The following is a 23,796-nucleotide window of genomic DNA, read 5'->3' as shown; positions in this document are numbered from 1 at the left end:
AGGTATTAATTTTGTTATTTTTGCAAAAATTATATCTAAAACAAGCTATAAATTATCGATATGTCAAAATTTGAATTGAAACTACCACGTATGGGAGAAAGTGTTGCAGAGGCAACATTGACATCATGGTTGAAAGAGGTAGGGGATACTATAGAAATGGATGAGGCAATTTTTGAAATTGCTACGGATAAAGTGGATAGTGAGGTTCCTAGTGAGGTAGATGGCGTATTGGTAGAAAAATGCTTTAAGGTCGATGATGTAATTAAAGTTGGACAGACCGTTGCGATAATAGAGGTTGAGGGTGAAGAGGATTCACCTGGTGAAGAAGGGCAGGCAGAACCACAAAAAGAAGAGCCTTTAAAGGAAGAAATGGTAGCGGCGGCAGAAGAAACTGTAGAGAAGGCCAAAGCAACCGCAACACCAGATTTGGTGATTGGCGATACTGAACGGTTTTACTCGCCGTTGGTTAAAAATATAGCCAAGGAAGAAGGTGTTTCTTTTGAAGCGTTAGAAGCTATAGAGGGTTCCGGTAAGGATGGTAGGGTAACCAAAGATGATATTTTGGCCTACATTAAAAACGGTAAGAAGGCCACTGTTCAGCAAGCTCAGGTGGTTAATAAGGATCCTGAACCTAAACAGGAAAATGTTGCACAGGCTGGTTCGGCACCCGTAAGTGGTAAGGACACTATTGTTGATCCGCCTAAAACACAGGTTTCCGGTGGTGATGAGGTGGTTCCTATGTCCAGAATGGGCAAATTGATTGCTAAGCATATGGCAGAAAGTGTATCTACATCTGCCCATGTGCAAAGTTTTATAGAGGTTGATGTTACCAATATCGTCAATTGGCGCCTAAAGGTAAAGGATGCTTTTCTTAAGAGGGAAGGGGAGAAATTAACGTTTACCCCTATTTTTCTGGAAGCTGTGGCCAAAGCATTGAAAAAATATCCCATGATGAATATTTCTGTAGATGGGGATGCTGTAATCAAAAAGAAAAATATAAATATTGGTATGGCCGCTGCATTGCCAGATGGTAATTTAATAGTTCCGGTCATAAAGAATGCGGATCAGCTGAATTTGGTAGGTATGGCCAAAGTGGTCAATGATTTGGCAGAACGTTCTAGGAACAATGCCTTAAAACCAGATGAAGTTCAGGGTGGTACGTATACGGTAACCAATGTAGGAACCTTTGGTAGTGTTTTTGGCACTCCAATAATAAATCAACCACAAGTGGGTATTCTGGCCTTAGGAGCTATACGGAAAATTCCGTCCGTCATTGAAACCGCTGAAGGAGATTTTATAGGAATACGTAGTAAAATGTATCTTTCCCATAGTTATGATCACAGAGTGGTTAATGGTGCATTGGGCAGTATGTTCGCAAAAGCTGTAGCAGATTATTTAGAAGCTTGGGATATAAACCGCGAAATTTAATAGCATAAAAGTGTTTAAATAATATAGATGTGGTGTTTGATTTTTTTTTCAAATGCCACATTTTTTTTACCGTTGTTTTGGTTATTGTTCAAGTATGTTTTTAGGTGATTGTTTAACTGTGGTTTGTTATTAATGTAATTTAAATAAGGCAGTATTAGAGCATTTGCAGAACGAAAGGTATCTTTGTAAAAAGCGTATTATATATGGAATTAAAGCTTACTAGGCCAATTTGTTTTTTTGATTTGGAAACCACGGGGGTCAATGTGGCAAAAGACCGCATTGTTGAAATTTCTATACTAAAGGTATATCCTAACGGTAATAAGGAAAGCAAGACTTGGTTGGTAAATCCGGAGATGGTCATTCCGCAAGAAGTAGTGGAGGTGCATGGTATTACCAATGAGAAAGTGGCCAATGAGCCTACATTTAAAGAGTTGTCCAAAGAAATTTATAGGATGATCAAGGATAGTGATCTGGGTGGTTTTAATTCTGACCGATTTGATATTCCCCTTTTGGCGGAAGAAATGCTTAGGGCGGGGATAGATTTTGATATGAAGAATACTGTTTCTGTAGATGTTCAGACTATTTTTCATAAAATGGAGAAACGTACATTAGAGGCGGCATATAAGTTTTATTGTGATAAGGATTTGTCCAATGCCCATAGTGCAGAAGCGGATACCAATGCAACTTATGAAGTATTGCTGTCCCAATTAGACCGGTATCCAGACTTGGAGAACAATGTAAAAAAGCTATCAGAGTTTTCAAGAAGAAAACAATCGGTAGATTTTGCTGGGTTTATAGCCTTGGATGAAGATGGCGAGGAAATATTTGCGTTCGGTAAACATAAGGGCAAGAAAGTTCATGATGTGCTGGAAAAGGAGCCCGGTTATTTTGGTTGGATGTTAAATGCAGATTTCCCCTTGTATACCAAGAAAATATTGACACAGATTAAGTTGAGCAAACTCAATAATAAGTTAGGGTAATGGTAAGGGTGCTCTTATTTTTTTTGATTGTTGTTAGGTGCTGCCAGGCACAGGAAGTTTTAATTGATGGGTATATTCTAGATGGTAAAAACCAAGAACCTATCCCTTATGCAAATATTAGTTTTTTAAAAACCTTAAAAGGAACATCAAGCAATGATGAAGGGTATTTTTATGTAGATGTTCCCCAATCATTTTTGGAGCGTGAGGTACATATTTCCGCCTTAGGCTATAAAGATACCATACTACCTGTTAAGCGTTTAAAGGAGCAGGGAAAAATACGTCTTAAAGAAGATACCTTTGAACTTGAGGAAGTGGTGGTTTCCCAAGATTTAGGGGACTCTCAGGTACTTAATCCTATTAGTTCCTATAGTATAAAAAGTGGCTTTTCTTCGGCGGAAACACCTTGGGTGTTGGCTTTATACTTTCCTAATATTGGTGCGTCCAAAAAATATTTGGAAAAGATTACGGTGTTCATGCAGAGGAACAGTCGTTTTAAAAGAAGCTCTTCAAAATTTAGGCTTAGGGTCTATGATGTTAATAAAGAAACTAGAAAACCGGATCATGATTTAATACGCAAAAGTATTATTTTGGAAACCTCTGTTGAGGAGGACTTTGTTTCCATTGACCTTTCAAGTTTGGGCATTAGAATTCCTGAGGAAGGAATTTACGTTGGATTGGAATGGTTGTTCCTGCCCTTTAATTGGTACATGAATTCCTATGAGCACCCTTTGTCCAAGGAAAAAATGGTAGAAGATCGTTTTGCGCCAACATTTGCAGCGGTCTATCAAAAGAATCAAAATTTCAGGACTATGGTGTATGGTATGGGAGAATGGTCAGATTTTATGATAAAGGCGCCGGGCAATAATGAAAATTTAATTCCGGCAATCAGTTTAAAAATGTCGAAAAAGAAATAGGATGAAGATAATTTGTATTGGTAGAAATTACGCTGCCCATATCCAGGAGCTTCATAATGAAAGGCCAAATGAGCCTGTAGTGTTTATAAAACCAGATTCATCGGTACTGCCTAAACAACAGGATTTTTACATTCCGGAATTTTCAAATGATATTCATTATGAAGTTGAGGTTTTGGTAAAAATAAAAAAGGTAGGAAAGCATATAGCAAAGGAATTTGCGCCAATGTACTATGATGAAATTGGCTTGGGTATAGATTTTACCGCTAGGGACCTGCAGGCAACATTAAAGGAAAAAGGGCTGCCGTGGGAAAAGGCAAAAGGGTTTGATGGTGCTGCGGTCATAGGAGAGTGGTTAAAAAAAGAACAGTTTAAGGATCTTAACGACTTAAATTTTAAGCTGTTAAAAAACGATGAGGTGGTGCAAGAAGGAAATACAAGCTTAATGCTTTGGAAAATTGATGAGCTAATTGCTTATGTTTCTACTTTTTTCATGCTTAAAAAAGGGGATATAATTTTTACGGGTACGCCTGCAGGTGTTGGCAAAATAAGTACAAATGACTATCTTTCGGGGAGCTTGGAGAACAAGGAACTTTTTACCGTAAAAATTAAATAATGATTTATAGCCTGGATAAGATTAATGAGATGGCAGAGGGGGATCAGGATTTCATAAATTCTGTTATCTCCGTTTTTTTAGAAGAAGTGCCGGAAGATATGGAGATGCTGGAAAAAGCATTAGAGGCTAAGGATCATGGTCAGGTGTACCAATTAGCACATAAAATAAAGCCCAATGTAGATTTGTTGGGTATGGAGCAAACCCGCGCAATTGCTTTGGAGATGGAGACTTTGGGGAAGGAAGTGGGTAATATGGATGAAATTAAAAAGAGATTTCCTCTATTGAAAACCGATATAACCCAGGTAATAGCAGAGCTTAAAAACGATTTTGATTTATAATGCTTGCAGAAATCATTACCATTGGCGATGAGATTCTCATTGGTCAAATTGTTGATACCAATTCAACTTTTATAAGTAAGGAGTTAAATAAAATTGGTATTTCCGTATACCAGATAACTTCTATACAAGATGAGCGCGTTCATATGCTGAACGCCTTTAAGGAAGCATCGGAACGCGTAGATGTGGTCATTGTTACCGGTGGGCTTGGGCCAACCAAAGATGATATCACAAAGCATACCCTATGTGAATTCTTTAATGATGAACTTGTAGAGAATTCAAATGTTTTGGCTCATGTTGAAGAGTTGTTCGCCAAATATATTAGCAATACACCTATTTCAGATATCAATAGAATGCAAGCTTTAGTGCCAAGTAAGGCAGAAGTATTGCATAATGCCAATGGTACGGCACCAGGTATGTTGATGAGAAAAGAAGGGGTAACATTTGTTTCGTTGCCTGGCGTGCCTTTTGAGATGAAACATCTATTGAAGGAATCGGTCATACCAAAATTGGTCACTTATTATAAGCGACCACATATCATGCATAAAACTATAGTTACCTATGGTTTGGGGGAAAGTGCTATTGCCAAACGAATAGAGGCTTGGGAAAATGAACTGCCATCCAATATAAAATTGGCTTACTTGCCAAATTTAGGTAAGGTTAGGTTGCGTCTATCAGGTAAATCTACTGATTATGATGAGTTGGTCAACGCAATGAATCTGCAAAGTGAGAAGTTATTCCCATTAATAGAGGATATTGTTTATGGTTTGGAAGATGATGAAAGTTTAGAAGAAATCGTAGCTAAATTATTGCTGGAGAAAAACTTATCGGTATCTACGGCAGAAAGTTTTACCGGAGGAATGATTGCAGAAAAGTTAACTTCATTGCCAGGTGCCTCTGGTTACTTTAAAGGAAGCGTGGTCAGTTATGCCACCGAAGCTAAAATAAATGTATTAAAAGTTCCGGCAGAATTGGTAGAAAAACATTCTGTTGTAAGTGCAGAAGTTGCAACGGCCATGGCAAAAGGAGCTAAGGAATTAATGAAAACGGACTTTGCAATAGCTACTACGGGCAATGCAGGGCCTACAAAAGGAGACTCAAATGCCAATGTAGGAACGGTATTTATTGCCATTGATGGTCCTAAGTCACAATTAGTGCAGGAATTTCAAATGGGGAGCACTCGTGAACGCGTTGTGGAAAAGTCTGTAAATAAGGCTTTTGAGCTCCTTCAAAAAGAAATTTTAAAAATGTGAAGTATTATGTTGTCTGTACGATAAAAATGATATAAATTTGCACCCTGTTTAAAAGAAAAAGTCAGCACGATGTCAAAAGTATGTGAAATTACGGGGAAGAAGGCGATGTTTGGGAACAACGTATCGTTTTCAATCAATAAAACCAGAAGAAGATTTGATGTAAATCTTTCAAAGAAGCGTTTTTACATTCCTGAGGAAGACCGTTGGATTACGCTTAAAGTTTCAACAAGAGCTTTAAAAAGTATCAATAAAAAAGGCATTTCTGCTGTGTTAAAAGAGGCAAAAGCAAAAGGATTAGTTATTAAATAATCTGGAAAATATAGCGTACGATGGCAAAGAAAGGCAATAGAATACAAGTAATATTAGAGTGCACTGAGCACAAGGAATCTGGACAACCAGGAACTTCTAGATATATTACAACTAAGAATAAAAAGAACACTCCTGAGAGATTGGAAATTAAAAAATTCAATCCTATTCTTAAGAGAATGACCGTTCATAAAGAAATTAAATAGATTTTCGTTTAAGACGACAATCACAAAAATAATAAGTCATGGCTAAGAAAACCGTAGCAAGTTTACAGACAAGTTCTAAAAGATTGACAAAGGCAATAAAAATGGTTAAGTCACCAAAATCCGGTGCTTATGTTTTTGTTGAGCAAGTAATGGCACCAGAATTGGTGGATGCTTGGATTGCCAAGAAATAAGATTAATAACTTTTTGTAGTTATTGTAAGCCTCTTTCCTACGAAAGGGGCTTTTTAATTTTTATATTTGAATAACTATAGCTGAAACAATGAGCCTATTTAAAAAGATATTTTCTACGCAAAAGAAAGAGACCTTGGATAAAGGTTTGGAGAAAACCAAGACCAATTTTTTTTCCAAATTGGGAAAAGCGGTTGCCGGAAAGTCCAAAGTGGATGATGATGTCCTTGATAATCTTGAAGAAGTTCTGGTAACCTCAGATGTTGGGGTAGATACCACGCTTAAGATAATTACCAGAATAGAAGCAAGGGTTGCTAGAGATAAATATGTAGGTACGGAAGAACTTAACGGTATACTTAGAGAGGAAATTGCCGCACTTTTATCGGAAACCGATCAGGGTGAGAATGTAGGGCTAAATCGTCCTGAAGGAAAAAAGCCATATGTAATTATGGTCGTAGGGGTTAATGGCGTTGGCAAGACAACTACCATTGGTAAATTGGCCTATCAATATAAAAAACAAGGTTTAAAGGTTGTATTGGGTGCGGCAGATACTTTTAGGGCCGCAGCCATAGATCAATTACAGGTATGGGCGGATCGTGTAGATGTTCCTATTGTAAAGCAGCAAATGGGCAGCGATCCCGCTTCTGTTGCTTTTGATACTTTAAGTTCTGCTGTTACACAAGATGCAGATGTTGTTATAATAGATACCGCTGGCCGTTTACACAATAAGGTGAACTTAATGAATGAATTGACCAAGGTAAAGCGTGTCATGCAAAAGGTGGTAGAAGACACCCCACATGAAGTGCTTTTGGTTTTAGATGGCTCAACCGGTCAGAATGCATTTGAACAAGCCAAACAATTTACAAAGGCTACTGAGGTAACGGCTTTGGCAATTACTAAGTTAGATGGTACGGCTAAAGGCGGTGTGGTAATAGGGATCTCCGATCAATTTAAAATTCCCGTTAAATATATTGGGGTAGGTGAAGGTATTGAAGATTTGCAGGTATTCAATAAATATGAATTTGTAGACTCTTTCTTTAAATTATAACTATTGAAATTCATTTGGTCTGTATTGTTGTTCACTACGGTTAGCATTTGTAAGGCGCAAATGAAACACCCTAAGGCAAGTCCGTTCTCCACTTTGGTCCAAGAAGTAGGGTTTACTGAAATCAAAGTTGAATATTCCCGTCCTGCTGCTCGTGGACGCTATTTGTTTGGGAGCCAATCTAATGGTGAGCCAGGTCTAGTGCCGTATGGTCGCATATGGCGGGTTGGTGCCAATGCCTCTACAAAAATATCCTTTAACAATCCTGTATATGTTAACGGGGCCAAGCTTGAAAAAGGTACCTATGCCTTATATGCTTTTCCGGGTGCCAATGAATGGCAAGTGGTTTTTCATACGAATATAAATCATTGGGGAGATGGAAGAGCGTCCTATAATGCAAAAGAAGACGTGCTTAGAATACCAATAGTACCAAAAACAACATCGGAATTTCAAGAGAATTTTTTGATATCCTTTGATGATATTGACCATAATGGGTTGCATATGATTTGGCATTGGGGAAATACTAAGGTAGTGGTGCCTATTACCGTTAACACCAAAGAGCAGATGGAGGAGCAAATAAAAAAGGCCCTTAAAGCGTTGCCCAATGGACAGACCTATTATGAAATTGCTAGATATTATCAGGAACAAGGATTAAAACCGGACAAAGCATTGGATTATGTGGACAAGGCCATAAAAATGGATGGTGGCACCTACTATTATTACCGGGTAAAATCTTTGATACTTGCAGATTTGGAATTGTATAAAGAAGCTATAAAATTTGCAAGGGCATCTTTAGATTTGGCACAGAAATTACAGAAAGATGAGTTTGTCAGGTTAAATAAAGCAAGTATTTTACTTTGGGAGTCCAAAGAGTAGTAAACGACTATATTATGAAAAAAATTATTGGCATACTTACGATTGTGTTATTGAGCGCTTGTAAGGAGAAAAAAAATTCTATGGAAGACGAAGTGGTATTATGGAGACCATATAATGATTCTATTGAGGTGGCGGCAAATGCCGATCATGAAATAGAACGTATGCAATACAAATTGATACAATCCAAGGTTTTGGACAAGAATGAAGTGTTTTTGCCTTTATATGATGAAGTTTCCAAATTTAGCGAAGAAAAATATCATGCATTGGCCCCTATGATTTTGGAACAAAATATTTTTGCCATTAGGGATTTTATAGAGCAAGGAGCCTTAAGCTATGAAGAATTGGTCCTATTTTATTTACATCGTATTTATAAGTATGAATTAAACAATAACACAACACTAAATACGGTAATTGCATTAAATGCAAAGGTTGTAGAACAGGCTCGTGCATTGGATCAAGATTTGAAAATGAATAGGGCGCCCAAAATACAGCATCCCATTTATGGTATGCCAATTTTATTGAAAGATAATATCAATACTACGGGCATGAAAACCACTGCAGGGTCCTTGGCATTGATTAATAATGAAGCAGAGGATGCTTTTATAGTATCAAATTTAAAAAAGAACGGAGCTTTGATTCTGGGTAAGGTTAACCTTAGTGAGTGGGCTTATTTTTTATGTTCAGGTTGTCCGGTGGGGTATAGTGCATATGGCGGTCAAACTTTAAATCCGTATGGAAGAAGAATATTTGAAACAGGTGGGTCCAGTTCTGGAAGTGGAACATCAATTGCAGCAAATTATGCAGTTGCAGCCGTAGGAACGGAAACATCGGGTTCAATTTTGTCTCCTAGTAGTCAAAATTCAGTGGTAGGCTTAAAGCCAACCATAGGGCTGTTAAGTCGCACTGGTATTGTTCCTATTTCCAGTACATTGGATACACCGGGGCCCATGACCAAAAATGTGGTGGATAATGCCATATTGTTATCTGCAATGCTAGGGCATGATGCGCAGGATCCGGCTTCAGTGGAAAAAGAGTTTCCGGGAATATTATCGGCAGGTCTTCATCCTGTAGAAATAAGTGAAATGAGATTGGGTGCTTTCACGGAACTAATGAAGACAGATAGTATTTACAGGAATACTGTAGAGGATTTAGAAAAAGCAGGGGCGCAAATTGTGAAATTTACTCCGCCGGATGTAAATATGGACGGTTTTCTAAGCATCCTTAATATTGATATGCGAAATGATTTGCCAAAGTATTTAAAAGAGTTTGGTGTACCGGCAAACGTAAAAGTAGGTTCAGTACAAGAGGTAATCAATTTTAATAAGCAAGATTCTACGGTAAGGATACCGTACGGACAATCGTTATTTGAAGGAATAATAGCAGATACAACCACTAAGGAAAAGCTGTTGGAAATAAAGGCGAATTTAGAAAAGAATGGACGATTATTTTTTGATTCCGCTTTGGATACCCATGGGCTGGATGCTATTTTATCAATAAATAACTACCATGCCGGTTATGCGGCTGTGGCTAAATACCCAGCCTTAACCGTACCAATGGGGTATAAGGAAACAGGAGAGCCAATAAGTCTTACGTTTATTGGTAAGCAGTTTTCAGAAGCCAATTTACTTAGAATGGGTAAGGCTTTTGAAAATAAATTTAAAGCACGGGTTATGCCTAAGGGCTACGGTGAATAAACTTTCACAGAAATAATGGAGCGGCGAAAGTTCTTTAAGCAAATTTTTAAATGGGGTGCCGGACTGGGTATTTTATCAGGCTTGTACAGTTGGCAGGTTGAGCCATTTTGGTTAGAATTTGTTAGGGTACAGATGCCTGTAAAAAATTTACCCAAAGATTTGGTTGGTAAAACCATAATGCAGATTAGTGATATCCACATTGGCAACAGTTTTGATTATCAGTACATCATTGAATCGTTTAAGCAGGCCCAAAGTTTACATCCGGACTTTGTTGTATATACGGGAGATTACGTAAGTTATGAGGACGATAGTCAATTTGGACAATTAAAAGAAGTATTGGCACATGCGGTTACGGGCAGTAAGGGCACAGTGGCCGTATTGGGTAATCATGATTATGGTATACATTATGAAGAAGAGCGGGTAGCTTTGCGTATTGCAGGCCTGTTAAGTGAGGTTGGTATAAAGGTGCTACGTAATGAATCTGTAATAATGAACGAAATGCATTTTATAGGTATAGATGATATGTGGGGTGTAAATTTTGACCCCGAAAAAGCCATGAATCAACTTCAGGAAGGCAAACCAACAATAGTATTATGTCATAATCCAGATGTATGTGATTTGCCAATCTGGGGCAACTTTCAAGGTTGGGTTTTATCTGGCCACACACATGGTGGGCAGGTTAAACCTCCGTTCTTACCGCCACCTTTGTTACCGGTAGAAAATAGAAAATATACGGCCGGTGTTATAGATTTGGAAGATGGTAGATCGCTCTATATCAATAGGGCCTTGGGTTGTCTGCTACAAGTAAGATTTAATGTACGGCCAGAAATTACATTATTCACCTTAACTCAGAAAGATTAGGTATATGGCGATTACCTTTATGAATTATTTAATGGAATCTACTACTTTATCTACCGCTAACCTTGATTTCCCATTGATACTGGGCTGATTTTTATCGGTATTATCCCTATAACCTATCGCAACCGCAAAAAGTACCTTATGGTCTTGTAAGTTTAAAATTTGCTTGTATTTCAAAGGTTCTATGCCTTCCATAGGTGTGCTATCTATCTTCATGGCGGCACAAGCGGCCAAGAAAAAACCAAGGGATAGGTAAACTTGATGGGTAAGCCAAGTAATGGTCGTTTCGGCAGGTTGTCCTTTTACAAACTGCTTGTAATAGTTAATGGAACCTTCCGCAAGATTGTCCTCTACGTGTTTTTCAAAACGCTCCAGATTATCCATAACGCTAAAAACCACTAGATGGCTTGCATTTTTAATTTTTGGGGCATTAAAAAAAGAGGCTTCGGCCAAGGAGTTCTTTATTTCATCATTGGAAACAAATGAAAACAGCCACGGTTGACTATTAATAGACGAGGGGCTAAGTTTAAGGATTTCCTTTAATTCTTCTACCTGGGTTTCAGGAATTTTTTTACTAGCATCAAAAATTTTGGTAGTGTAGCGCTCTTCGGCCAAAGTTTTAAAATCCATCAATTTTTTTTACAAAAATACACATTGTAATGCTCTAATAAATAAGGTATTTCTTAGATACTGGTAAAATGATAGTTAGTATTAAGGGGTTGGTTGTATAATAATTTCATTTAACAAGCCCCAGATTTCGTTATCAAAGCTAGAAGGGCCTAAAAGTTCTTCATCACTTGCACCGCCCATTCTCACAATGACCAAATCCATACTGGGTACCATATATAATTTTTGGTCATTTTTTCCTAGTGCTGCATATAGATCGTCCGGAGCATTTGGTATTAGGCTACCCGTATATTCAGCCTCGGTATTGGGTAATCTAAAACTGTCCTTGCCATTTAGCCAATATAGATACCCATAAGCTTGATTTAATTCTTGGGAAGAATTGATCATATCATTAAAATAGACGGCATCGTTTAAAATAACCTCACCGTCCCAAACACCCTCTTGCAAGTTTAAAATTCCAAAACGGGACATGCTTCTTGCGGTGCTGAAGTATACATTATTGTAACCAATTTTTATGAAGGTACCTTGCATGCCAATAGGTTCCTTTATTTTTTCTGAGAAGTATGTATTAAAGTCAGAATTGACAGCATTTGCAATGACATCATCCAATAGGGTATAAGGGGCATTATGATAATACCATTTAGAATTCGGTTCATTTAAATATTGCAGACATTCGGGATCGGTACAAAAATTATTTTCTACGGTATAATCCAATCCTGTGGTCATGGTCAATTGGTTTTTAATACTAATTTTTTGTTCCTGTTCCATGGTAAGGCTAGACCAACCGTCTCCTAAATAAGTAGAGGTAGTATCGGTAATTTTTAAAAAACCTTCTTGTTGGGCAATACCAGTTAGCATTGCGGTCAGGTTTTTTCCGGCAGAATTCCAAGCATGGTTGTCATCCATTTTAAAATCTCCAAAATACTCTTCCAGGACTATGCGTCCATTTTTTAAAATAATAAATGCATCAGTATTATTTTCTTCTAGAAATTGTAGTAACGATGGTACTTTATTCTCGTTCCAGCCAAGGGCGTTAAAGGAAACGGTTTCCCATTCATTGGTGCGACTTATTGGTGGAAAATAGGCCGCTGCTGGTAGAGAATCCGTGACAACAGGTGTGTCAATGGTTTTTTCGGTTTCTTGCGTGGATTCCTTTGAGCAGGAATAAAGCATTGGTATTAAAGTAAGTAGGTAGATAAAATGGGGAAATTTCATGATAAAGTTTAAGTTAGTGCCCTAATTTTCAATAAACCCGTAAAGATTACCGGTAATTTTGTCCATATCTAACGTTTTTAAAGCACCAAATCGTATTTTTGCACCCCAATTAAAATTATGAGGACAAAAACCCTTAAGAAGAACAAAATCAATGTGGTAACCTTAGGTTGCTCAAAGAATGTTTACGACTCAGAAGTACTTATGGGCCAATTAAAGGCCAATAATAAAAAGGTGGTGCATGAGGAGGAAGGAAATATTGTTGTAATCAACACTTGTGGTTTTATAGCCAATGCAAAAGAAGAAAGTGTCAATACAATTTTAGAATATGTCCAAAGAAAAGAAGAAGGTGTTGTGGACAAGGTTTTTGTTACCGGATGTTTAAGTGAACGGTACAAACCAGATTTACAGAAAGAGATTCCTAATGTGGATCAGTATTTTGGCACTAGTGAACTACCAGGGCTTTTAAAGGCATTAGGAGCGGATTATAAACATGAATTAATAGGGGAGCGGTTAACAACTACCCCCAAGAATTATGCATACTTAAAAATTGCAGAAGGTTGTGATAGGCCATGCTCATTTTGTGCTATACCCTTAATGCGCGGTAAGCATAAAAGTAAGCCTATTGAAGAACTGGTAACGGAAGCCCAGAAGTTATCTGCCAAAGGAGTAAAAGAATTGATTCTTATTGCGCAAGACCTTACTTATTATGGTCTGGACTTGTATAAGAAACGTAATTTGGCGGAATTATTGGAGGCGTTGGTCAAGGTAGAAGGTATAGAATGGATCAGATTGCACTATGCATTTCCAACAGGTTTTCCTATGGATGTTCTAGAGGTGATGAACCGTGAGCCTAAAGTTTGTAACTATTTGGATATACCCTTACAGCATATCTCCGATCGTATACTAAAAAGCATGCGTCGTGGAACCACCCAAGAGAAAACCACTAAATTATTGCAGGAGTTTAGGGCGGCAGTTACGGAAATGACGATTAGGACCACTTTGATAGTAGGGTATCCTGGTGAGACAGAAGAGGATTTTGAAATATTAAAGGAATGGGTGAAAACAATGCGTTTTGAGCGTTTAGGTTGTTTTACCTATAGCCACGAAGAAAATACTCATGCTTTCTCTTTGGTGGATGATGTGCCCGAGGAAGTTAAGCAAGAACGCGCCAACATTATCATGGAAATACAGTCCCAAATATCTTGGGAGCTTAACCAGAAAAAAGTGGGAGAAACCTTCCGTTGCATTATTGACCGTAAAGAGGGTAATTATTTTATTGGAAGGACTGAATTTGATTCCCCAGATGTGGATAATGAAGTATTGATAGATGCTGCAAAGCATTATGTAAAGCAAGGTGAATTTGTCAATATAAAAATCACCGAAGCAGCAGATTTTGATTTATATGGAGAACCTGTATAACATAAAAAAGACTAATATTAATAAAAAACCCTAATGGTAAACACATTGGCCATTAGGGTTTTTTAATGGGTATTTTTTAAAAAGAAATGTTGACAAAGGGAATAATAGGACTGGTGTAGACACTTTCATCGTCATCATACAACACATTGTATTTAGCTCCTATGGTAATTTTATTGTTGATATTATAACCGGCACCAACAAAAAGAGCAGATTCCCAAAAGTTATCTTTAACCTCTCCAGTAGTAGTCTCCCTGGTATTGTTCACCTTTAACTGTGCAAATTCCAGCAGGGTAGTAAATTTCTTGGTGGGAATGTATTCAGTAATAATATTGGCGCCAAAGGTGGTTGTTTTTTGCACATCTTTAATAGAAGTATAACTACCTTGAATACCGGCACCTAAATTAAATTTATCACTTACGGCATAGCGTAAATTGGGTGATAAGGTAATATTGGTGCCACCTAAAAAATTAAGGCCAAATCCACATCCAAATTTTAATTTGGGTTCTACCGTAGCGGCACTATCTATTACACTAATGTTCGTTGTTTGTGCAAAAGTTTGGGTACATGTAAAACATACTAGTGCAAACAAAGCGATTTTTAAAATTGATTTTTTCATTTTCAAATATGGTTATGTGTTATTTATTTATAGTGCAATAAATATAGGATATTTTAAGCTTTCATATTCTTGATTGAAAACCTGCGTTACAAGTCGTCAATTTAGATAGAAGTATCCATAACAACTTATTCTAGGCAATATATGGAGCGCTTAAGCTGCCAAAGTCATTATATGTCAGAAAAGGTATATAGTTAATACTTTCTACGCATCATCGGAATGGTAGAATAACCAACTGTTAGCATATGGATAGCTAAAAATGCCCAGAGCCATATCTTTCAAAAACTGGGCGATCTGCAATTGCTATTTTTTTAAATATTAAAAGACATGTTGACAAGAACAAGTCAACTATTGGTTTGCTAATTTATAGATTAATGTACCATAAAGAGGGCGTTGGCGAAAAACAGTTTCCCATTTTCCCAAAAACCTCTAAATAGTGGGTTGTCTATCATATAGATTACCTGACCTTTACCTAGTTGTTGTGTACCATAAATCAAGGTTTCAGCTATTTTATTTTTAGCATCGCTACCGGCAAAACCGGAAACGGGTTCATTTGCACCTTCACTTAAATAAACCGCGCTGCCATTTTCAAGATAATTATAGGAACGGTCACCTAGTTTTAGGGTAAAATAGGTATCGCTATAACCATATGCAAGCGGGTTGGTATTATCTACACTAGCCTTAAAAATAGCCCCCGTTATAGCAGATTTAATCTGTTCGCGTTCAGAAACCTCAAATGATTCAAGGTTAATAGTAGTGTCTTTTTTCGTTTCTTTTTCTTTGATGGTAAATTCCTTATCTGAGGAAAGTTTATCAATTGCTCCTGCCATGGCAATTAATTTACCACCATCCTTAACCCAATCCTTGATTTTTTCTTTAATATGCTTGTTCAGGAAAGAATTATAACCACGACCATCTGGTAAAATAAGAACGTCGTATCTAGATAAATCTACCTTATGGAAATATTCTTCATCTAAGATAGCTACTGGGTAGTTTAATTGTTGCTCAAAGAAATTCCAAATTTCACCAAACCTAAGGGTAGAAGTTGGTTTTCCGGATAGTACGGCTATATTCAGGTTTTGAATAACATCAACATAACTTGAACCAAAATCCTTTCCACTTTCTACGAAACCGGTATTGGTAGCGGTAATTTCTTTTTTATGGCTAATGGCCGCATTCTTTAAAATACCATTAAAATCCTTTATGTTTTTGTTATCGCTTTTGGTTATGATAAGTGTTCCTCGTTCATAAGCAATACCATCTAAAGTAAATGGTTTATGGGTAAAACGTACCCGTATATTTTTGCGTAAGAGTTCTGCCAGAAATCTAGCATCTTTCATGCTGTTCCAGTCCGTTAAATATGCATAGCTATTGGGCGTTATGGATCTGTAATCATTAGTGTCTTGAGTAATTCTAGTTCCTTTTACGGTATTTTCACTGGCCAATGCATCAAGACCATAGGCGTATGGTAAAGACCATGCGGTAATGTCATAGGTAACAGAATCGCTTAATTTTGCAATAGGCTCAAACAATACTTTTACTAATGTACTCTTAGGTTGGTTACTTGGTATGACGATACTGTTCTTGGAACTTTTCAAAGAACCAGTCTTGGCAGTGTTATAACTGTAACCTTTAATGGTGGCATCTTCACCGGCATTATACATAATTTCATGTTGGTCCAACAATTTGGTGAGTGCCTCTAGCTTATCCGGGTTTCCGTTAAGAATATAGCTTTTATAGGTATAGTCTTTTTCCGCATAGAAATTTTTGAACTCATCGTTTAACTTGGTAATGTTTTTGGAAGCAACTTCTATCGTTGAAAGTCCGGTGGTGTGGTGGTGAAGAATTCTGTCCTTCAACGTTAAGGTATCGCCAATTGCGGTAATAATACCCAAACCGGCCTGGCCGCTACCTCCTTGTTCATAGGTCATACCTACACCGCCATTGTAGGTAGGGTAGGTGTCACCGTAGCTTGGATAAAGCAGGTCAAACACCTCTTTGGTAAAGTAGAACCATCCGTTCTCATCAAAATATTTGGCGTGGTTTTTACCTATGGTACGTTGAAATTCTCTTTGGAAATCGGTAACAACTTCATGAAAAGGTTCTGCGGCAGGAGCAAAATAATAGGGGTTGTCCACGCCCTGTTCGTGAAAATCTACATGAACATGTGGTAACCACTTATTAAACTGTACCAAACGTTGTTGGCTTTCTACCTGTGTAAGCCATGCCCAATCCCTATTCAAATCAAACATATAATGATTGCTACGCCCGCTCCACCAACCTTCATGGTGCTCCTTACTGTTAGGGTCTACTTGATGTGGTGTATTTTTATATTGATTGTACCAGTTTACGTACCGATCTCTACCATCTGGGTTAATACAAGGGTCTATTAGAACTACAATATCCTCTAAGTAATCACTCTTAATGGTCAATAGGTCGTATATGGTCTGCATTGATGCCTCTGTACTTACACTTTCGTTACCATGTACATTGTAACTTAGCCATACAATAGCTTTATTAGAAGTTCCTTCGCCGTTCATTCCTTTTAAATGTTCCGCTCTAATTTGCTCAAGGTTTTCCATGTTGGATTTGCTCGAGATGGTAGCAAGCAACAAAGACCTACGTTCGTTCGTCTTGCCATATTCCATTAGTTTCATTCGTTGCGGTTCTGACTGGGCTAAATATTCATAGTAATCTACCACTTGGTGATGTCTGGTGAATTGGGTTCCAAGTTCATACCCTAAAAATTCTGAAGGAGATTTCAGCTGGGCCAATACTATATAAGGTAAAACTAAAAGAAGAAAATGTAATTTTGTTTTCATAAGGTCGGTTCTAATCGATACGGCCAAATCTATTAAAATAAATGCTAAACCACCATCTTAAGAAGTGTATTTTAGCGAGTTTATAGGTAGTTGATACTTGAGGTAATTAACGTATTTTTAGGAAGAATACGTTGAAAGGGTTTTATATTTACTTAGTTTTTAATTTTTGTATGGATATTGATTGTTTGCCCTTGAACAAAACGGGCTATTTTTCTAAGCTTATTTGTGATTACATCGCAGAAGATGTAAAATTAAGATCCTTGTACCATAGATTTCCTTCTATAGATGGGTTTAAAGAGCAAATAACGGAAAAGGAAAAAAGTTTCACCACCCAGCAGCGTGCCATATTATACCGTTCCTTAAATGAGCAGTACCACCGGATAAAGACATCGGTACAAACACAAGATAATATTGGGTTGTTAAAGGAAAACAACACTTTTACCATAGTAACGGGTCATCAATTAAATTTATTTACGGGTCCATTATACTTTTTATATAAAATAATATCCACCATAAACCTTGCTAAAGAATTAAAGTCTACGTATCCAGATTATAATTTTGTTCCTGTTTATTGGATGGCTACGGAAGATCATGATTTTGAAGAAATCAATTTTTTTAATTACAAGGGATTAAAGTTTCAATGGAACAAACAGGCAAGTGGGGCCGTAGGTCAATTGTCCACAGAGGGTTTAAATGAAGTCTTTACCTTGTTCGCAAATACAATAGGTGACAGTAAAAATGCGCAAGATTTAAAGAAGTTGTTTCAGGCTTCATACCTTAAACATGATAATTTAACCGATGCTACCCGGTATTTGGCCAATGAATTATTTGCCGAGTACGGGCTGGTTATTGTTGATGGGGATGATAAGGAATTAAAGAAGCAGCTTGTGCCTTACATGAAGAAGGATATATTTGAACAAGTTGCCTTTAAAAAAGTTTCGGCTACTATTGAAGAAATAAAAGAATTGTCTCCAGACTATAACATTCAAGTGAACCCGCGTGAAATTAATTATTTTTATTTAGCAAATGGTGTTCGTGAACGTATTGTGGAAAGCCAGGGTAGATATGTAGTACATGATACGGACCTTTCTTTTTCAAGGGAGGAACTGGAACTTGAGATGGAGAATTCCCCTGAAAAATTTTCACCCAATGTAATTGCTCGCCCTCTGTATCAAGAAATTATTTTGCCTAACCTTTGTTATATAGGAGGTGGGGGAGAAATTGCTTATTGGTTAGAACTTAAGGCAGCTTTTAAGTCAATGGATGTACCTTTTCCTATTTTATTGGTTAGAAATTCTGCTTTGTTGATTACCGAAAAGCAGGCCGATAAGCTAAACCGTTTAAAAATTTCAAAGTCCGATCTATTCTTGAAACAAAGTAGCCTTATCAATAAAAAAATTAGGGAAATCTCTAATATAGATATTGATTTTGCACCTCAAAAAAAGACCCTGGAATCACAATTTGAGGCATTATATGATTTGGCGGAAAAAACAGATAAATCCTTTTTAGGGGCTGTAAAGGCCCAAGAAGTCAAGCAAAAAAAGGGCTTGGATGCATTGGAAAAACGGTTGTTGAAGGCGCAGAAAATAAAATTGAAAGATCACGTTGTCAGGTTAACTGAAATCCAAAATGAACTATTCCCCAGACAGTCCTTACAGGAGCGTAGCCTAAATTTTGCTGAATTTTATTTGGCGTATGGTGAAGAATTAATACCTATGCTAATAAATTCATTACAGCCCTTATCGTTAGATTTTACCGTGATAACCTGTAAATAGATGGTAGGCAAAAGCGGTTCTCAACAAAAGGTAACCCTGCTTGCAATTACTTCCTTTTTAGCAATTACCGGTATTACCTTATTAAAAAATGCGCTGGAGCTAGAGGATGCCGAACAGGCCTATTATACGCAGTGGTTACGTTTGGGGTATGACGACCAACCGCCACTTTATACTTGGGCTCAGTTCTTTTGTAACCAGATTTTTGGTGTAAATAAGATTTCATTTTCCTTGTTAAGGGGGGTGCTGTTTGCTTTGACCTTGTTTATACTCTATAGGTTTGCTTTGGTAAGGTTAAAGAACCAAACCAAGGCCCAGTTGTCAGTATTGCTTTTAGTATTGGTGCCGGTGTTTATTGATTTTATGTTTAGAAGGTTATCGCATACCAGTTTGTTGTGCCTAGCAATAATTGGCACTTATTTGTCCTTGCATCAATTAAATCTAAAAAGAACGTATACGAACTATATTTTGCTCGGTTTTTTGGTAGGTATAGGAATCTTGTCCAAATATAATTATGTATTTTTTCTGATAGCCTTATTTGTGGTTTCCCTTTGGGATAAAAAACTTTTTTCGGCAATTTGGAACATACGTATTTCTATTTCCATTGTAATTGCCTTTGCAATAATTTATCCCCATGTTTCTTGGTTATTGGGCCCGTCTGGTTACAAGGAAGTATTATCGGAAAGTATTCAGGAAAAGGTCATGGGCAATTCTGTAGCCCCTACATTTTCCATGATGCCGGCATTAACTTTTGTCAAGGGCATATTGGCCTTGGGTTATGTGCTTTTTATAGTATTGGGCCTTGGGTTCTTTTTTAAATTATTGACGTTTAAAAAACCTAAAACAAGTTGGTTTTGTAAAATGGGTATTGCCCAGTTGGTAGTATTGTTATTGTTTTTTTTGATATTTCAGACCCAAAAAGTAGAAACTAGATGGTTGTTGCCATTATTCTTGCCCTTTACGGTTTTGTTATGGGAATCTGTAACACTTAAAAACCATTTTAGGCTTGTGAAAATAGGGTTTTGGCTATTTTATGGTGTATTATTTGCCCAGGTGGTAAGAACACCTATAGAAAAAGTATTACAGGTCAAGTCTTCTGTACAGTATGGATTTCATCCAATTGCAGATAAATTGAAGAATACATATCCCCATCATCTATGGAACCTGCCCAATGTAACCTATGCAGGTAATATTAGATTATTGCATCCAGGGCGAAAAATAATTGCCCAAGATGATTACTCTTATGTAAAAAAAGATACGGTTACTAAAGAAATTTTAGTCTCGTTTAAGAAACCGGTCTATAAAAATTTTAAAGTAGTGGACAGTCTCCTTGACTTTGGGAAGGAAAAGCAGGACATTTATTTTTATTCGGATTTAAGGAACTAAAAATGTGCTTTTCCAAGTATCGTGTTCCTTTTCAAAAGCAACCCTTATATGATGGGGTCTTTTAAGTTTTAAATATTCTATTTTTTGTGGTACAATATCGATCATGGCAAAATAATGATCGTTGTTTAAATATTCAACTGAGCTTGGGTTGTTTATTTCGCTGCTAGGGCTGTGGTGGGTTATGTAATCCCGTCGGCTATTCGTAGGTATGTTGCTCCAACTAGTGTCTAACCGTTCTACGTCCTTTACAATATGCGCTTGTCCTTCAATTTTGACCTGTAACAATTTATCAGGATCGTACATGAGTAGGCCAATCTGATTGTTGAGCAACAAATTACTTATTTTTTGGGAGCGACTATCGGTATAAACGGTCAGTTTTAAATCATTGGTTACTTCTCGCAAGACTACAGTACATAATCTGGGCTTGGCATTTTGGCCTACAGTTGCTAAGGAAACTGTTCTAAATGGATGCCCATGTACTTTAATTCCATTGAATAGTTCATTTAGCATTTCCTCAAAAAAGACATCGGACATTATATTTTTTTGTTTAAAGTTAAAAATAAATGCCACGTGGGGTAGGGTAAAGCTATTTCTAGTTGTTATATAGAAAATGGCTATGAAAATTAAAGTTTGATTTTTTTTGGTTTGAAGTTGGTTTTGATTTAGTTGAAAAGCTCAGGGTGGTTCCTGGGCTTTTTGTTTGTGGTGGTGTAAGGAAAGTAATTAGTGTACGACAAATTGGTTGAATACAGATTGTTATGAAAAAGATGGAATTCTTTTAATGTATTCAAATTAATGGTTGGTTGATTAGAAAGCCCGGTTGGTTACCGGGCTTTTGTTTTTAATGGCTACCGTGACCGGGCTAATAAGTTTTGATCCAGATCATTATAAAGGATCAATTAAAGTAGAAAAACTATTTTACTTTATATTCTAACCTCATGGTAATAGAGGCAGTTTTGTTTTTAGACGAGGTATTGTATGCACCTCCCCAACTAAAATCTTCTCCGGAATTTTGGCCCGTAATTTGAAAAACTCCCATATTGGCAGATACCAGGTCACCAAGTCCGCTACCTGCATTTTCCGCAATCTTTTCAGCACGTATTCGTGCATCTTCCGTTGCTTTTGAAATCATTTCAATCTTAAGATCGGCTAATTTGGTATAGTAATATCTTGGTGGATAGGAATTGAATTGCACCCCTTTATTAAGAAGTTCGGTTATTTCTCTAGAGACGCCTTCAATTAAAGCAACATCTTCAGATTCTATTTTTAAGGTTTGGGTAAGTTGGTACCCTCTAAATATGCTGCCTACGTAATTACCATTATCATATTGGTTATCTCGCATTTCTGTTGTTTGTACACTGTTGAAAATAATATTTTCTGTAGGGATCCCCTTAGAAGTCAAATATTGTCTAACAATTTCCTTATCCTTATTTAATTGGTCAAAAGCCGTTTTTAATACCGTACTATTAGATGAAAATTGTCCTTCCCAGACAATAAGGTCAGAGGTAAAATTTTCGTTCCCCAAACCGGTTACCGAAATAATTTGAGGCGGGTTGGCCCTACGTACATAGGCATTTCCTAAAAAGAAGGCGGCAATGATAATTGCTGCACCAAAAATAATAGCACTTACATTTTTCATAAAAAAAATTAAAATGAAGTTTAAATATAACCAAAAGATACTTTTCAAGAACCGTCAATTTGCTATTTTTGCCCATGCAAAATAAAGTCCTAATATTAGATTTTGGTTCACAGTACACGCAATTAATAGGTAGACGCGTTCGTGAGCTTAACATTTTTTCAGAAATTAAACCATATAACAAACTACCCAAGGACCTTTCAGGCTATAAGGCGGTAATTTTATCGGGATCTCCCTTATCTGTAAGGGGTGATGATGCTGCACATCCAGACTTGTCGGAGATTAGGGGTAAAAAACCTTTGTTGGGTGTTTGTTATGGAGCTCAATACCTTGCTCATTTTAATGGAGGAAGTGTTGAAAAATCAAATACAAGGGAATACGGTCGTGCCAATTTAAGTTTTGTTGCAAAAGATGAAGCTTTTTTGGAGCATATAGATTCAGGTAGTCAAGTATGGATGAGCCATGCGGATACTATTAAAAAATTGCCTGATGCTGCTACATTACTGGCCAGTACTCATGATGTAGAAAATGCAGCTTTTAAATTTAATGGGGAGCAAACCTACGCCATACAGTTTCATCCAGAGGTATATCACTCCACAGACGGAAAACAACTTTTGGAAAACTTTTTGGTGAAGATTGCCAAGATGGAACAAACATGGACCCCCGATGCTTTTGTGGACAAGACCGTTGCGGAACTAAAGGAGAAAATTGGTGATGAAAAAGTTATTTTAGGACTATCCGGGGGGGTAGACTCTTCGGTAGCGGCCGTATTGTTACATAAGGCAATAGGTAAGAACCTGCATTGTATTTTTGTTAATAACGGACTTTTACGAAAAAATGAATTTTCGGATGTATTGAACCAATATGAAGGTATGGGCCTTAATGTAAAAGGTGTAGATGCTTCGGCACGCTTTTTGGATGATTTGGCAGGAGAGAGCGATCCAGAAACCAAACGAAAAACCATTGGTCGCGTTTTTATAGAGGTGTTTGATGATGAATCGCACTTGGTAGAAAATGCAAAGTGGTTGGCCCAGGGTACTATTTACCCAGATGTAATAGAATCTGTGTCGGCTACCGGTGGACCTTCGCAAACCATTAAGAGTCACCACAATGTGGGTGGTTTGCCAGATTTTATGAAGTTAAAAGTGGTAGAGCCTTTAAAAATGTTGTTCAAGGATGAGGTGCGTAGGGTAGGTGCAAGCTTGGGTATTGACCCATCTTTATTGGGTAGACACCCATTTCCCGGGCCAGGTTTGGCTATCCGTATTCTAGGAGATATAACACCGGAGAAAGTGGCCATACTTCAAGAAGTGGACGCTATTTTTATAAATGGACTTAAAGAGTGGGGGCTATATGATAAGGTATGGCAGGCAGGAGCTATGTTATTGCCCGTAAATAGTGTTGGTGTTATGGGAGATGAGCGTACTTATGAAAAATGTGTAGCATTAAGGGCCGTGGAAAGTACAGATGGCATGACGGCAGATTGGGTTAATCTTCCATATGAGTTTTTACAAAAAACGTCCAATGATATCATTAATAAAGTCCCTGGGGTAAATCGTGTCGTATATGATATAAGTTCAAAGCCGCCAGCAACAATAGAATGGGAATAA

General features: G+C 37.3%; 23 protein-coding genes. 17 read left to right on the top strand and 6 right to left on the bottom strand.

Annotated elements, in window-relative coordinates:
* Window positions 1-60: 60 nt before the first annotated feature.
* The 13 genes from ABVM52_RS02420 (at window position 61) to ABVM52_RS02360 (ending at window position 10,699) form a co-directional block, all read left to right on the top strand.
* On the top strand, window positions 61-1,428 hold the full coding sequence (locus tag ABVM52_RS02420; protein WP_405383361.1) for a dihydrolipoamide acetyltransferase family protein: 1,368 nt from the start codon (window positions 61-63) through the stop codon (window positions 1,426-1,428).
* 203 nt (window positions 1,429-1,631) lie between these two features.
* A complete protein-coding gene (locus ABVM52_RS02415; RefSeq protein WP_405383359.1) occupies window positions 1,632-2,408 on the top strand; it encodes an exonuclease domain-containing protein in 777 nt (258 codons plus the stop codon).
* 23 nt (window positions 2,409-2,431) lie between these two features.
* Complete coding sequence (locus ABVM52_RS02410) at window positions 2,432-3,322, top strand: carboxypeptidase-like regulatory domain-containing protein (protein ID WP_405383357.1); 891 nt, start codon at window positions 2,432-2,434, stop codon at window positions 3,320-3,322.
* Between the two features lies 1 nt (window position 3,323).
* Window positions 3,324-3,935 carry a fumarylacetoacetate hydrolase family protein gene (locus ABVM52_RS02405; RefSeq protein WP_405383355.1) on the top strand — a complete coding sequence of 204 codons (612 nt, stop codon included), beginning with the start codon at window positions 3,324-3,326 and terminating at the stop codon, window positions 3,933-3,935.
* Window positions 3,935-4,273, top strand: a complete 339-nt coding sequence (locus ABVM52_RS02400; RefSeq protein WP_405383353.1) for an Hpt domain-containing protein — start codon at window positions 3,935-3,937, stop codon at window positions 4,271-4,273. Before ABVM52_RS02405 ends, ABVM52_RS02400 begins: the two co-directional genes overlap by 1 nt.
* Entirely contained in the window at window positions 4,273-5,523 is a 1,251-nt protein-coding gene (locus tag ABVM52_RS02395) for a competence/damage-inducible protein A (protein ID WP_405383351.1), read from the top strand. The genes ABVM52_RS02400 and ABVM52_RS02395 overlap by 1 nt, the downstream gene beginning before the upstream one ends.
* Before the next feature lie 69 nt (window positions 5,524-5,592).
* Complete coding sequence (rpmB, locus tag ABVM52_RS02390; RefSeq protein WP_079512565.1) at window positions 5,593-5,832, top strand: 50S ribosomal protein L28; 240 nt, start codon at window positions 5,593-5,595, stop codon at window positions 5,830-5,832.
* 20 nt (window positions 5,833-5,852) lie between these two features.
* A complete protein-coding gene (rpmG, locus tag ABVM52_RS02385) occupies window positions 5,853-6,035 on the top strand; it encodes a 50S ribosomal protein L33 (protein ID WP_058105695.1) in 183 nt (60 codons plus the stop codon).
* 38 nt (window positions 6,036-6,073) lie between these two features.
* A complete protein-coding gene (locus ABVM52_RS02380; protein ID WP_089262813.1) occupies window positions 6,074-6,226 on the top strand; it encodes a DUF4295 domain-containing protein in 153 nt (50 codons plus the stop codon).
* Between the two features lie 88 nt (window positions 6,227-6,314).
* Window positions 6,315-7,271: a signal recognition particle-docking protein FtsY gene (ftsY, locus tag ABVM52_RS02375; RefSeq protein WP_405383348.1), complete on the top strand. Its 957-nt coding sequence runs from the start codon at window positions 6,315-6,317 to the stop codon at window positions 7,269-7,271.
* A gap of 3 nt (window positions 7,272-7,274) precedes the next feature.
* A complete protein-coding gene (locus ABVM52_RS02370) occupies window positions 7,275-8,144 on the top strand; it encodes a DUF2911 domain-containing protein (protein ID WP_405383346.1) in 870 nt (289 codons plus the stop codon).
* 14 nt (window positions 8,145-8,158) lie between these two features.
* Window positions 8,159-9,838 carry an amidase family protein gene (locus tag ABVM52_RS02365; RefSeq protein ID WP_405383344.1) on the top strand — a complete coding sequence of 560 codons (1,680 nt, stop codon included), beginning with the start codon at window positions 8,159-8,161 and terminating at the stop codon, window positions 9,836-9,838.
* Window positions 9,839-9,853: 15 nt separating this feature from the next.
* Complete coding sequence (locus ABVM52_RS02360; RefSeq protein WP_405383343.1) at window positions 9,854-10,699, top strand: metallophosphoesterase; 846 nt, start codon at window positions 9,854-9,856, stop codon at window positions 10,697-10,699.
* A gap of 24 nt (window positions 10,700-10,723) precedes the next feature.
* Here ABVM52_RS02360 and ABVM52_RS02355 read toward each other — a convergent pair whose 3' ends face one another.
* Together ABVM52_RS02355 and ABVM52_RS02350 are read right to left on the bottom strand one after the other, a co-directional pair.
* Window positions 10,724-11,326, bottom strand: coding sequence for a nitroreductase family protein (locus ABVM52_RS02355; RefSeq protein ID WP_405383340.1), 603 nt, complete (start codon window positions 11,324-11,326; stop codon window positions 10,724-10,726).
* Between the two features lie 81 nt (window positions 11,327-11,407).
* Window positions 11,408-12,538: a serine hydrolase domain-containing protein gene (locus ABVM52_RS02350; protein WP_405383338.1), complete on the bottom strand. Its 1,131-nt coding sequence runs from the start codon at window positions 12,536-12,538 to the stop codon at window positions 11,408-11,410.
* A 117-nt stretch (window positions 12,539-12,655) separates the two neighbouring features.
* Between ABVM52_RS02350 and rimO the strand changes: the two genes are divergently transcribed.
* Window positions 12,656-13,957 (top strand): 30S ribosomal protein S12 methylthiotransferase RimO, encoded by a 1,302-nt coding sequence (gene rimO / locus ABVM52_RS02345; RefSeq protein ID WP_405383336.1) that lies wholly within the window; start codon window positions 12,656-12,658, stop codon window positions 13,955-13,957.
* A 76-nt stretch (window positions 13,958-14,033) separates the two neighbouring features.
* Here rimO and ABVM52_RS02340 read toward each other — a convergent pair whose 3' ends face one another.
* Window positions 14,034-14,573 carry a hypothetical protein gene (locus ABVM52_RS02340; RefSeq protein ID WP_405383334.1) on the bottom strand — a complete coding sequence of 180 codons (540 nt, stop codon included), beginning with the start codon at window positions 14,571-14,573 and terminating at the stop codon, window positions 14,034-14,036.
* Between the two features lie 368 nt (window positions 14,574-14,941).
* Complete coding sequence (locus tag ABVM52_RS02335; protein WP_405383332.1) at window positions 14,942-17,392, bottom strand: M14 family metallopeptidase; 2,451 nt, start codon at window positions 17,390-17,392, stop codon at window positions 14,942-14,944.
* A gap of 170 nt (window positions 17,393-17,562) precedes the next feature.
* Here ABVM52_RS02335 and bshC point away from each other — a divergent pair, with 170 nt between their 5' ends.
* Window positions 17,563-19,167, top strand: coding sequence for a bacillithiol biosynthesis cysteine-adding enzyme BshC (bshC, locus tag ABVM52_RS02330; RefSeq protein WP_405383330.1), 1,605 nt, complete (start codon window positions 17,563-17,565; stop codon window positions 19,165-19,167).
* Window positions 19,168-20,550: an ArnT family glycosyltransferase gene (locus ABVM52_RS02325; protein WP_405383328.1), complete on the top strand. Its 1,383-nt coding sequence runs from the start codon at window positions 19,168-19,170 to the stop codon at window positions 20,548-20,550.
* Here ABVM52_RS02325 and ABVM52_RS02320 read toward each other — a convergent pair.
* A complete protein-coding gene (locus ABVM52_RS02320; protein WP_405383326.1) occupies window positions 20,539-21,084 on the bottom strand; it encodes a pyridoxamine 5'-phosphate oxidase family protein in 546 nt (181 codons plus the stop codon). The two genes, ABVM52_RS02325 and ABVM52_RS02320, sit on opposite strands and share 12 nt — an antisense overlap.
* Window positions 21,085-21,463: 379 nt before the next feature.
* Window positions 21,464-22,189 carry an SIMPL domain-containing protein gene (locus ABVM52_RS02315; protein WP_405383324.1) on the bottom strand — a complete coding sequence of 242 codons (726 nt, stop codon included), beginning with the start codon at window positions 22,187-22,189 and terminating at the stop codon, window positions 21,464-21,466.
* 74 nt (window positions 22,190-22,263) lie between these two features.
* Here ABVM52_RS02315 and guaA point away from each other — a divergent pair, with 74 nt between their 5' ends.
* Window positions 22,264-23,796, top strand: coding sequence for a glutamine-hydrolyzing GMP synthase (guaA, locus tag ABVM52_RS02310; RefSeq protein WP_405383322.1), 1,533 nt, complete (start codon window positions 22,264-22,266; stop codon window positions 23,794-23,796).

The sequence above is a fragment of the Maribacter sp. LLG6340-A2 genome (genome assembly GCF_045057105.1).
In the GTDB taxonomy this organism is placed as follows: Bacteria; Bacteroidota; Bacteroidia; order Flavobacteriales; family Flavobacteriaceae; genus Maribacter.
Note: the sequence above shows the minus strand (reverse complement) of the source record. Positions and strands in the feature narration are given on the sequence as shown.